The following is a 10,737-nucleotide window of genomic DNA, read 5'->3' on the forward strand; positions in this document are numbered from 1 at the left end:
AGGTGTTGCAAGGGTCTGCACAGCAATACACCACGATAAAGAAAAGGCATATAGATTCACCATAAAGAGAAACTCTGTTGCAATCGTTACTGACGGAAGCGCCGTGCTCGGCCTCGGAGACATAGGGCCGGAGGCAGCAATGCCAGTGATGGAAGGCAAGGCTATGCTATTTAAAAAGTTTGCGGATATAGATGCATTTCCTATAGCCCTTTCGACAAGGGACACGGAAGAGATAATAAAGGTTGCGAAATACATCTCGCCTGCATTTGGAGGAATAAATCTTGAGGACATATCTGCGCCGAGGTGTTTCGAAATAGAAGAGAGGCTGAAGATAGAACTTGATATTCCTGTATTTCACGATGACCAGCACGGCACAGCAGTGGTAATCATCGCGGCACTCATCAATGCAAATAAGGTTGTTGGGAAAAGATTAGAAGATTTAAAGGCAGTAATATCCGGTGCAGGCGCTGCAGGAACAGCAACATGCAAGATGCTTATAAAAATCGGCATAAAAGACATCATTGTCTGCGACAGGGCAGGTGCGATTTATAAGGGAAGAAAAGAGCATATGAATCCAATAAAAGAATGGATCTCGGAGAATGCAAATCCGAGAATGATAAAGGGGAGTCTTTCAGATGTGATGGCTGGTACGGATGTATTCATAGGCGTATCGGCACCGAACCTCGTTACAGTTGATGATATAAAAAAGATGTCCCATGACCCGATAGTATTTGCCCTTGCAAATCCAGAGCCGGAGATTTCTCCGGAGGATGCCATACCGCATGCAAGGATATTCGCAACAGGAAGGTCCGATTATCCAAACCAGATAAATAATATGCTCTGTTTTCCTGGCCTCTTCAGGGGCTTCTGAATTCAAGGGCAAAAGAGGTGAATGACGAAATAAAGCTTGCTGCTTCGATGGCAATAGCATCGATGGTGGATGAAAAGGACTTGAGTGAAGACTATATTGTGCCGAGTATATTTGACAGAAGAGTAGTTACAGAGGTCGCTGCCAAAGTTTCAGAAACAGCCCACAAAACAGGCGTTGCAAGGAGGGAGTGATGAAGAATATGTCAAAAATCGGATTATTATCAAAATTTGGGATTATCATTTTAGCTTTTTGGCTGATAGCCCTTTGCTGCAATTATGCATATGGAGCAGACTGGAAACTTTATGCCGAGACGCAAAACTTCTATTTTTATCATAATGTAGAGGTAGCAGATCCATTAAAAACTGTCCTCGATTTTTTCAGGAAAAAAAATAGTTAAAGTATGGACAAAACGTATTACCAAGGACAACAAAGGAAGAGACTGGCTGATCCAGGAAAATAAGAGGCTCGGGCTGTCATCAAAGGGATATGAGAATTACGAATACACAATATTCTTAAAGGAAATAAGTTGTTCTGATAAGATGTCCCGCTTATTATCAGAAGCAGACTATACAAAAGAAGGGAATTTATTGGCTAAATCAGAATATCCGTATGCTGAATGGAAACCTATAGTTCCGGAATCGGATGATGAAGCACTGCAAAAGGCAGTATGTGTGATAAAGGCATCAGAGACACAGGAAACAGAAAATAAATAAACATAAGAAGTTATTCTTCGATTTTCCTCAGTAGCCATGCAGTGGCTGAATGAACGGTTATCCCGGGTGGTATGTCAGCCGGGACTTCCGGCTCAAGGCTGACGAGGTGAAGGGCGGCCTTGGGGTGTTCCCTTGCAGCCTCCTGTAGAGCCCTGACTTCTCGCTGGCGGGTTGCCGGATCGCTCATGTCTACGCATACCTGTATGAGTTCCTGATGATTGTCAGGATACCGGGCCAGAAAATCGACCTCGTACCCATCCTCGGTGCGGACGTAAGCGATCTCCGAGCCTCGTCGTTCAAGCTCCAGCAAGACGCAAGTTTCCAATGCATGCCCCAGATTGGCCCGCCCCGTCCGGTCAAAGACAGGGATCAATGCCGGATCGATGGGATAGACCTTGCGGGGGTTTACCATCCGCCGCCTGGCAGAGACCGAGGAGATGGCCACTGTACGGATCAGAAACGCATCCTCCAGATAACCCAGATATGCATGCAGTGTATCTTTGGCCACCGGGATTCCTTGAGACCTCAGATCCCCATGGAATTTATTAACGCTGAACGTACCGGCAGCGTTCCCGAGCAGATGTCTTACCATCCATCTGAGCGCCACCGGATGCGACACAGCATGCCGTTCGATTACATCGCGCAGGAGAGCCGTATCCACATAGCCGCGCAACAATTCGAATCTGTCCCGGGGGGTTACATCTACGGCCTCAGGGAAACCACCCCGGATAAGATATTCCCGCAGGTCTTTTTCAATCCTGGAGCGAGCGGCCTTGGTCAGGCGGCCGAGGTCGCGCTCTGGCTCTCTCCCAAAGTGCCGAAGGTATTCGCGGAAACTGAATGGATGCACCAACGCTTCCATTGCCCGCCCCCGCATACTTGTGGCCACCTCGCGGGAAAGAAGCCTTGCCGAGGAACCGGAAAGGAAAAGCTCCACCTGCTCCGTATCAAGAAGCCGGCGTGCAAATGTCTCCCACCCATGCACGACCTGGATTTCGTCCAAAAGAAAGACAACCTTCTTTTGGTCTCTCCATTCAGGATGCAGACGATAGTATTCCTCCACCACATGATGTAGATCGGCGGCAGTCATATCTGCCAGCCTTTCGTCCTCGAAGCTGAAGTAGAGGAGACCCTCCCTGCCCATTCCCTGAGCCAGCCTGTCCGACACTATCTGCCATAGAAAAGTGGTTTTACCGGTGCGGCGCATACCGATGACCGCAACCGCCTTCCCTTTCACTCCGGGTAGCCGTATGTCCCGGCGTGTGAACAAAGGGATCGGGGCAGCCAGGGAATCTATGATCTTCTGTCGGATTATATTGCGCAATTGTCCTTCCATAACGGATAATTTAGCATAATCTTGTCCTTATTTCAAGGACAAAAGATTTTCCCAATGTAGCAGCGGAACTTAAGAGGAATATCCCCTACTCAATCGTCTGCAATTTACGGAAGGAAAAGGATGCTATCGCAAGAGGGCTCATAAAGGACGGCTATTTCGGCGGGCAGTTTATCGTCAGGATGAGGGACGGCAAGGAACCCGGCTTTTACTATACGCCCTTCAACGCCGAGGCCTTCGGGGAGACGGTTTCTCATTTTGAAAACCTGAAGGGAGGGAAGATAAGGGAGATAGTGGAGGTGGAGCCGAAGATTTAAGGGTAAAAGAAAAAAATCACTCCTATAGTCTGACCCTTTCAATGTGTTAATCCGATGGTCATTAGGAAGAAGGATGAGACGGATATGCCGCATATTAAAAATATCCAGGCTTATGCTGATCACGTTGCACAGTTTTCGCTTGCCGGTATACACAAAATACGCGCTGAATTGGGAAAGAAATCATTTTCAAAACGAAGCAGCGCGGAAAGAGGAAAACAATGAGGTTGCTGTTCAAACCTTATATTGCTTATCTATTGCGTCTTACATGGCTGCCGTTAGTCCTGCTCTTTACCGGTTGCACAGCTATTGGGCCGGATTATGTCCGGCCCGACACATCATTACCCACAGCATGGCACAGCGAACTAAAAGGTGGACTTATTGCCGAGGAAGTGAATCCACAAACGCTTGCAGCATGGTGGTCTACTCTAAATGATCCTGAACTCTCCAGTCTTATCGAACGTGCTGTAATAGGTAATCTCGATTTAAAGAATGCCATGGCAAGGGTTCGCGAAGCAAGGGCATGCAGGGGGATCGCAAAGGCAGATCTCTTTCCAACCCTCGATGCAACCGGCTCAGCGAGTTGGAGCCGCAGCAGCAATAAAGATACTGATACAACCAGCGAGCTTTACTCCGCAGGTTTCGATTCAAACAGGGGGAGCAACAACGACCAGGTATTGGTCAACCAGTCCTATCTGGACAAGCCCAGGAGCCTCATAGATGCGGTGAAGGAGATTCAGAACATGGCCGCGATTATGCCCATCTTGCACCGAGCCATAAGGTTAAGGCAGTGGATATACTGGATAACACTATAAACAAAATCTCTACTTCACAATTACTTCACAATCAGGCAGTAAATGCGTAAAGGAGGAGAATTTTAATGGCAGGCAAAGGCATTGAGATTGAAAAGGATTTTAAGAGTGGAGCTGATCGGGATCGAACCGACGACCTCTTGAATGCCATTCAAGCGCTCTCCCAACTGAGCTACAGCCCCGTTTAAAGCTTTGTGATAAACAAAGGAAAGTATAAAACAATACCATCCCTAAGCAAGGATTGTCAAGGATTGAGCATTCTGGTATTATTTAATCCATGAAGAAAAAAGTGGTCTGTGCAGGGACATTCGACCACCTGCACAAAGGGCATATAGATTTTCTTAAACAGGCAAAGATGCTGGGTGATGAGCTTATCGTGATTGTCGCAAGGGACGAGACAGTGAAAAGGATTAAAGGATTTCTTCCAACCCACGATGAAAGGATGAGAAGGAATAATGTTGAAGATACAGGAATACCTGACATGGTTGTCTTAGGCAATCTCGACACAGACCTATTTCAGATACTAGAAGAGATAGAGCCGGATATTATAGCCCTCGGATATGACCAGCGGGTCTCGGAGGATGAGATATTAAAGAGATTTCCGAACTGCAAAGTTGTAAGGCTCGCATCATTCCATACGGAAAAATACAAATCATCGTATTTCAGAGACAGCAAATAAATTGGGGACTCCGTATGGAGTCCCCGCCCTTTCTTATGAAATGTAGTGAAAAAATTAAAGTTTGAAAGGATTTGCAAAAAGAACGATAAGAACGACAACAAGGGCATAAATAGCAAGAGACTCGATCATTGCAAGACCGATGATAAGGGTTGTGGTGATCTTGCCTGATGCGCCCGGGTTTCTTGCCACGCCTTCTGTTGCACCCCTCAAGCCGATACCCTGACCGATTCCGGTTCCTAAAGCAGCAAGGCCGATTGCAAGGCCTGAACCTAAAACAGCCATGCCATAGTAGCTGAGTTTTGCAACATTTGCATCTGCTGCCTTGGCAGCCTCTTCAGCAAAGGCAACCGGTGCAAGCAGTGCAATTGCAATCAATGCGAGTAACATGAGAGAAAACATTTTCTTCATTGCTCATTTCCTCCTTTCCTTAGAGATTATATTAATGGCCTTCTTCTACAGCGCCGGCAATATACAATGTTGCCAGCAGCGCAAAGACATAGGCCTGGATAACGCTTACAAGCACGCCAAGTCCGAGTATTGCAACAGGCACAACAGCAGGCACCAATAAGCCGAGTATCATCAAAAGCATATGCTTTGCCATCATGTTGCCGAAAAGCCTGACAGAAAGCGTGATAGGTCTGACAAGATGACCGATGAGTTCGATGAAAAACATCATTATCATAAGAGGCAAGGCATATATTGACCTCACCGGGCCGAGAAAATGATTTAAATACTTTATGCCGTGAACCTTGATCCCATAAAACTGATAAATAAAAAATACAGGCACTGCCATCGAGGCAGTTGTGTTTATATTGCCTGTAGGCGCTTCAAAGCCGGGTATCAGACCCATAAAATTGCATGTCAGAATATAAATAAAAATGGTTCCGATTAAGGGATAAAACTTATCCCCCCAGTGATGGCCTATATTATTTCGCGAGAGATTCAGCGCAAAATCCGCAACAACCTCCATGAAATTTTGAAGTCCTGAAGGAATAAGGCTCAGCTTGCTCTTTACGGCAAGGGCAGTGACGATTAAAACACCCATTGCAAGCCACGAATAAGAAACATAAGGCGGAATATTAGGCATTACTGCATGTAATATTGTCGGTGCTTCCACGGTGAGCCTCCTCTGAGAAAATTAAGAGCTATCTTAAATTAATCCCGTTTAAATGTCAAGGTTTTGGAGGTTTATTTTTTTTTATTGATTAATAAACTTTTGTAATTCTTTAAGTCTCCAAGGGGAAGCCTTCTTCATAAGCAGCATGGAACCCTTTGAAAGCCCCAGTTCCTTTGAAACTACATCGCATTTTGACTGGAAAAGGAAGAAGATATCCCGTGTCCTTGACATAATCTCGGGGATATATACAGTCTCAAAATTTCCCTGTCCTTTGCTTATTATAAGGCCGGCGCTTTTAAAAGCTTTATTAAATTCAGGAGATGTGAATTCCAGAATAGTGCCGATACAGTCAGAGCCGTTATCAATAATCTCGCAGACATTAGTAAGGCCGACTTCTTCAGCATCCTCAATTGTTGAATCGTTCAATACAGCCTCTCCTTTTACAACAGCCTTGACCTTTTTACCCATCCCCGTCAAAACCTCGATAAGAATTCTGTCGAACAATATCTCACCGGCATTGTCAAGCAGATAGAGGATTTCCGAATTTTCCTCCACTGCATCTTTAAAGGATTTGTATTCATCAACAGTGATTGGGCTGTGGAGCGCCTTTTCGATTGTCCCGATAATATCTACGGATGTGAATATGCCGAAATCTATAACGTTACCTGCAATGGCAAGCCTTGAAGCAGTCCACAGGGGATCGCGGCTTCTTTCAACCTTCTTTTTGAGTTCAGGATACAGGCCAAGCGCTATCTGATTATATTCTGATTTTATTTCCTTGAAAGGGTCCTTGCCGAGCAACTGCCTTATTTTTCTGTGAAGAAATGTGGTGGAATATGCAGGAGGCATGGACATGTCTGTTGCCTTAATCTCATCCATAACACCCTTCAGCACCTCGGCCTGAAGCGTCTCATCCTTTGTGCCGAGCCTGACAGCAATCAATGTCTGCCTCAAAAAACAGGGGAAACAGTCCAAATGAGTTTTCATCCTCTATTCAAAGCTTTATCTGCAATATCATTTCTGTAGTGCATTCCTTCAAAGTGTATCTTTCTTATTGCTTCATAGGCCCTTTCTTTTGCAGCCTTTATACCTTTGCCCAGCGCCGTGACTCCCAATACCCTGCCGCCATTTGTTACTGTTTCGTTGTTGTTAAAGGCAGTGCCTGCGTGAAAGACAACCACTTCGTCCATTGTCTTCGCATCATTAAGACCTGAGATAATCTTCCCCTTCTCATATTTTCCGGGGTATCCCCCTGATGCGAGCACAACGCATACAGATGCCTCATCCTTCCATTCGATATTCACATCAGACAGCTTTTCATCAGCTATTGCCATGCAAATGTCCACAAGGTCTGTATCGAGTCTTAAGAGTACTGGCTGCGTCTCAGGGTCTCCAAGCCTGCAGTTGAATTCAAGGACATTGGGCTGGCCGTTATCGATCATTAAACCTGCGTATAAAATCCCTTTGTACTTTATCCCCTCGCTTCTAAGCCCTTCAATTGTCGGTCTCATTATTGTGTCCATTACCACAGATTCGAGTTCCTTTGTAATAACTGGAGCGGGACTGTATGCGCCCATTCCGCCTGTGTTCGGCCCTTTGTCATCATCGAAAACCCTTTTATGGTCCTGAGAGCTTACCATCGGAACAATAGTCTTTCCGTCTGTAAATACCATAAATGACGCCTCTTCTCCCTTAAGACATTCCTCCACAATTACCTTATTCCCTGCATTGCCGAATGCCCTATCCTTCATAATAAGCCTCAATGCATCTATGGCCTCATCCACTGTTGATGCGACAATAACCCCTTTGCCTGCAGCAAGGCCGTCAGCCTTTATAACAATTGGGGCGCCCTTCATCCTCACATAATCCTCTGCATGGAGATACGATGTAAACACCTTGTATTCGGCAGTTGGTATACGGTGCCTCTTCATAAACTCCTTTGCAAAAACCTTGCTCGACTCAAGCTGTGCTGCTGCCTTTGTCGGGCCGACTATCCTCCTGCCCTCCTTTTCGAATGTATCCACAATGCCCCTTGAAAGCGGGTCTTCAGGGCCTACAATTGTGAGGTCTATCCATTCATACCTCACAAGATCAAGCAACGCATCGAAATTCGACATATCCACATCGATGCATTCAGCTATCTCTGCTATTCCTGCATTGCCTGTGGCACAGTATATTTTGTCCACATGCCTCGACTGGGAGAGCTTCCACACAATGGCATGCTCCCTCCCCCCGCTCCCTATAACAAGAACCTTCATTATCCTCTATCCTCCGTTCTTTTTACGAGCCAGTAAACTATTCCTATAACCAATATAGCTGCGATAAGATAATATATGGTCTCCGGCCTTTCGTGTTTAAGTGTGGCGATCATTGTCTCTCTTATAATGGTGACGAGGGCGACTCCTATAAAGACGCTTATATGGAACTTCCCGCCCTTAAGGTGTGCGATTTCGGTGTTCATAAGCTCTATCATCACCCACAATATCAGCATCGAACCGAGGGCAGAGATGATCCCGTGTTCGAGATTGCCTGTAATAAGATTTCTCACATCATAGGCAAACAGCCCGACCACGCCCAGTGTAAGGCCTATGAGTGCAAGTATAAGGACAAGATTCATGGACTGGGAAAAACGCTCTGAAAAGCTTATCAGGGCATTCCTAACCCTGTAGGCAGGGGAGTATGTCCTCAACTCTTCCTCTATATATGAGGAAGTAATTATATCGAGGTTTATATCAAGGATCTTCTCGACAGAGATCAGGAGCCTCGCCCGCTCATCCACATCTTCAATCTGGCTGTTAATAACATTGACACAGAAATTCCTTATTATATTCACAGCACGGTTCATGAAGTGGGCATCCACAAGCTTCTTCACATGGGTCTGCCCTATCCTTATTAAAACTTCATAATAAGTATTATCGTAGTTCCCGCCAAAAAGGTCTAAAAACCATTTCTTTTGAGCACCGAATATATGGATCCTCCTGCGCTCTTCCGTAAAAAAAGCTGCGGCCTGTTTTGTCTGTAATATCCACGAATGAAGGGCATCCATTGCCTTATCCGCATTTTCAGCCATGAGATTTTGCAAAGAGGCAAGCCGCTTTTCATCCTCTGCAGTGAAATTGTAATGTAATTTTATTTCTCTAAATGACCTCATCAGTGCCTGAAATGCCTCGTCCCTGTGATTATCATCGCCATATTATATTCGTCTGCTGCCTGTATGATCTCGGAATCCTTTACAGAGCCGCCGGGCTGGACAACAGCAGTGACGCCCATTTCGTGGAGGACATCTATGCCGTCCCTGAATGGAAAGAACCCGTCAGAGGCTGCAACAGAGCCCTTTATCGGCTCTGTTGCATTCATCGCGCCTATCTTTGCAGAATAGACCCTCTTTGTCTGGCCTATGCCTATGCCTGCTGTCCTGTCCTTGAATGCATAAACTACGGCATTGGATTTGACATGCTTGCAGACCTTCCATGCGAATGAGAGCGCCTCAAGCTCATCCTTTGTGGGCTGACGTTTTGTAACAGCCTTCATCGTCATTATGTCCTCACCGGAATAATCCCATCCCTGAAGGAGCATGCCTCCTGCAATCCTCTTCATATCCCATGAAGCAGCCTTTTTCTTTTCGAGCATATTTGAAAGTTCAAGGAGCCTTATATTCGGCTTTTTAGAGAATATTTCGATGGCATCTTTTGTAAATGATGGCGCTATAACCACTTCAAGGAACAGCTCCACCATCTCCTTTGCAGCAGCGCCGTCAACCTCTGTGTTGAATGCAACGACTCCGCCGAATGCAGAAATAGGGTCTGCCTTTTCTGCCTTTTTATAAGCCTCGGCAGCAGTATCGCCCAGAGCAGCCCCGCATGGGTTGTTGTGCTTTATGATCGCGCATGCCTTCTTGTCAAACTCGAGTACAAGCATGAGTGCTGAATGGGCATCGAGGTAATTGTTGAATGACATCTCCTTGCCCTGAAGCACCTTAGCATCTGGAAGGGAAAGGCCGTTAGTCCTCTCTTTGTATATTGCAGCCTTCTGCTGCGGGTTCTCGCCGTATCTCAAGACAGAAACCCTTTTCAGAGATGTCGTGAAGTATTCAGGGAAGGATGGCTCCTTTTCCGTTACGCCGGTTAAATAATCCGCAATGAGCGTGTCGTATCTTGCTGTGTGGGCAAAGACCTTCTTTGCGAGATTGAGCTTCGTCTCCCTGCTTATCTCGCCCTTGGATGACTTCATTTCATCTATTATATTCTTATAATCATCGGGATCAACAACAACAGCCACGTCCTGAAAATTCTTTGACGCAGCCCTGAGCATTGTCGGCCCTCCGATGTCTATATTTTCAATTGCATCTTCAAAGGTTACATTGGGCTTTGAGACGGTCTCTTCAAATGGATAAAGGTTAACAACGACCATGTCTATCGGCTTAATGTCATGCTTCTGTATATCGTCCATATCCTTTGGATTGCTGCGCCTTGCAAGAAGACCGCCGTGTATCTTCGGATGGAGTGTCTTGAGCCTTCCTTCAAGCATCTCTGGAAATCCGGTGTAATCGGAAACATCCACAACTGCAATGCCTGCATCACGGAGCGCCTTTGCAGTGCCTCCTGTTGACAGTATCTCAACTCCCATTGCAGACAACTCCTTTGCAAAATCAACAACCCCTCTCTTGTCAGAAACACTGATTAGTGCCCTTTTAATCATTGCATCCTCCTGCTTTATTTAGCTTATGATTTTTTAGAAGTCACGGCAAAAAATCCCGAATACACAGGCTTAACTTTCACGCTCTTACACTTGGGGCATTTCACCTTCTTAGTCTCTTTCTCCTTAATGCTCATAATTAAAGAAAAGGTCTCTCCACATTTCCCGCATTTGTAATCATATACTGGCATGGTTAACCTCCT

Annotated in this window: 12 protein-coding genes, 1 tRNA gene and 1 pseudogene; 5 read left to right on the forward strand and 9 right to left on the reverse strand. The window is 45.8% G+C overall.

From position 1 onward, the window contains the following. A pseudogene (locus V7L97_RS06345) lies at positions 1 to 1,062 on the forward strand (NAD(P)-dependent malic enzyme); the annotation flags it as partial. 222 nt (positions 1,063 to 1,284) lie between these two features. Beyond that, positions 1,285 to 1,584, forward strand: a complete 300-nt coding sequence (locus tag V7L97_RS06355; RefSeq protein WP_333654335.1) for a surface-adhesin E family protein — start codon at positions 1,285 to 1,287, stop codon at positions 1,582 to 1,584. Between the two features lie 10 nt (positions 1,585 to 1,594). Here V7L97_RS06355 and V7L97_RS06360 read toward each other — a convergent pair whose 3' ends face one another. Further along, positions 1,595 to 2,821, reverse strand: a complete 1,227-nt coding sequence (locus V7L97_RS06360; protein WP_333654315.1) for an ATP-binding protein — start codon at positions 2,819 to 2,821, stop codon at positions 1,595 to 1,597. 278 nt (positions 2,822 to 3,099) lie between these two features. Between V7L97_RS06360 and V7L97_RS06365 the strand changes: the two genes are divergently transcribed. Further along, the gene (locus V7L97_RS06365; protein ID WP_333654317.1) at positions 3,100 to 3,234 is read left to right on the forward strand and encodes a hypothetical protein; all 135 of its coding nucleotides are present in this window, start codon (positions 3,100 to 3,102) and stop codon (positions 3,232 to 3,234) included. Positions 3,235 to 3,452: 218 nt separating this feature from the next. Beyond that, on the forward strand, positions 3,453 to 4,046 hold the full coding sequence (locus tag V7L97_RS06370) for a TolC family protein (RefSeq protein ID WP_333654319.1): 594 nt from the start codon (positions 3,453 to 3,455) through the stop codon (positions 4,044 to 4,046). A gap of 106 nt (positions 4,047 to 4,152) precedes the next feature. On the opposite strand, the gene V7L97_RS06375 is transcribed toward V7L97_RS06370, so the two are convergent. After that, positions 4,153 to 4,225, reverse strand: a tRNA-Ala gene (locus V7L97_RS06375). A 95-nt stretch (positions 4,226 to 4,320) separates the two neighbouring features. Between V7L97_RS06375 and V7L97_RS06380 the strand changes: the two genes are divergently transcribed. Continuing rightward, positions 4,321 to 4,722 (forward strand): adenylyltransferase/cytidyltransferase family protein, encoded by a 402-nt coding sequence (locus V7L97_RS06380; RefSeq protein WP_333654320.1) that lies wholly within the window; start codon positions 4,321 to 4,323, stop codon positions 4,720 to 4,722. A 54-nt stretch (positions 4,723 to 4,776) separates the two neighbouring features. On the opposite strand, the gene atpE is transcribed toward V7L97_RS06380, so the two are convergent. From atpE to V7L97_RS12970, 7 genes are all read right to left on the reverse strand, one after another. After that, complete coding sequence (atpE, locus tag V7L97_RS12965; protein WP_207106024.1) at positions 4,777 to 5,004, reverse strand: ATP synthase F0 subunit C; 228 nt, start codon at positions 5,002 to 5,004, stop codon at positions 4,777 to 4,779. A 157-nt stretch (positions 5,005 to 5,161) separates the two neighbouring features. Further along, positions 5,162 to 5,839 (reverse strand): F0F1 ATP synthase subunit A, encoded by a 678-nt coding sequence (atpB, locus tag V7L97_RS06390; protein WP_333654325.1) that lies wholly within the window; start codon positions 5,837 to 5,839, stop codon positions 5,162 to 5,164. 81 nt (positions 5,840 to 5,920) lie between these two features. Further along, on the reverse strand, positions 5,921 to 6,826 hold the full coding sequence (locus tag V7L97_RS06395) for a damage-control phosphatase ARMT1 family protein (protein ID WP_333654327.1): 906 nt from the start codon (positions 6,824 to 6,826) through the stop codon (positions 5,921 to 5,923). Further along, positions 6,823 to 8,097 (reverse strand): phosphoribosylamine--glycine ligase, encoded by a 1,275-nt coding sequence (gene purD, locus V7L97_RS06400; RefSeq protein ID WP_333654328.1) that lies wholly within the window; start codon positions 8,095 to 8,097, stop codon positions 6,823 to 6,825. Before purD ends, V7L97_RS06395 begins: the two co-directional genes overlap by 4 nt. Next, on the reverse strand, positions 8,097 to 8,990 hold the full coding sequence (locus tag V7L97_RS06405; protein WP_333654330.1) for a phosphate-starvation-inducible PsiE family protein: 894 nt from the start codon (positions 8,988 to 8,990) through the stop codon (positions 8,097 to 8,099). The genes purD and V7L97_RS06405 overlap by 1 nt, the downstream gene beginning before the upstream one ends. Continuing rightward, positions 8,990 to 10,537 (reverse strand): bifunctional phosphoribosylaminoimidazolecarboxamide formyltransferase/IMP cyclohydrolase, encoded by a 1,548-nt coding sequence (gene purH, locus V7L97_RS06410; RefSeq protein ID WP_333654331.1) that lies wholly within the window; start codon positions 10,535 to 10,537, stop codon positions 8,990 to 8,992. The genes V7L97_RS06405 and purH overlap by 1 nt, the downstream gene beginning before the upstream one ends. Before the next feature lie 23 nt (positions 10,538 to 10,560). Continuing rightward, complete coding sequence (locus V7L97_RS12970) at positions 10,561 to 10,725, reverse strand: FmdB family zinc ribbon protein (protein WP_442891772.1); 165 nt, start codon at positions 10,723 to 10,725, stop codon at positions 10,561 to 10,563. Positions 10,726 to 10,737 lie beyond the last annotated feature (12 nt).

The sequence above is a fragment of the Dissulfurispira sp. genome (genome assembly GCF_036745535.1).
Classification (GTDB): domain Bacteria; phylum Nitrospirota; class Thermodesulfovibrionia; order Thermodesulfovibrionales; family Dissulfurispiraceae; genus Dissulfurispira.

Coding starts and splice junctions, on each gene's coding strand:
- V7L97_RS06365 (WP_333654317.1), top strand. CDS start 3,100: ATGAGGGACGGCAAGGAACCCGGCTTTTACTATACGCCCTTCAACGCC.
- V7L97_RS06370 (WP_333654319.1), top strand. CDS start 3,453: ATGAGGTTGCTGTTCAAACCTTATATTGCTTATCTATTGCGTCTTACA.
- V7L97_RS06380 (WP_333654320.1), top strand. CDS start 4,321: ATGAAGAAAAAAGTGGTCTGTGCAGGGACATTCGACCACCTGCACAAA.
- atpE (WP_207106024.1), bottom strand. CDS start 5,004: ATGGCTGTTTTAGGTTCAGGCCTTGCAATCGGCCTTGCTGCTTTAGGA.
- V7L97_RS06395 (WP_333654327.1), bottom strand. CDS start 6,826: ATGAAAACTCATTTGGACTGTTTCCCCTGTTTTTTGAGGCAGACATTG.
- purD (WP_333654328.1), bottom strand. CDS start 8,097: ATGAAGGTTCTTGTTATAGGGAGCGGGGGGAGGGAGCATGCCATTGTG.
- V7L97_RS06405 (WP_333654330.1), bottom strand. CDS start 8,990: ATGAGGTCATTTAGAGAAATAAAATTACATTACAATTTCACTGCAGAG.
- purH (WP_333654331.1), bottom strand. CDS start 10,537: ATGATTAAAAGGGCACTAATCAGTGTTTCTGACAAGAGAGGGGTTGTT.
- V7L97_RS12970 (WP_442891772.1), bottom strand. CDS start 10,725: ATGCCAGTATATGATTACAAATGCGGGAAATGTGGAGAGACCTTTTCT.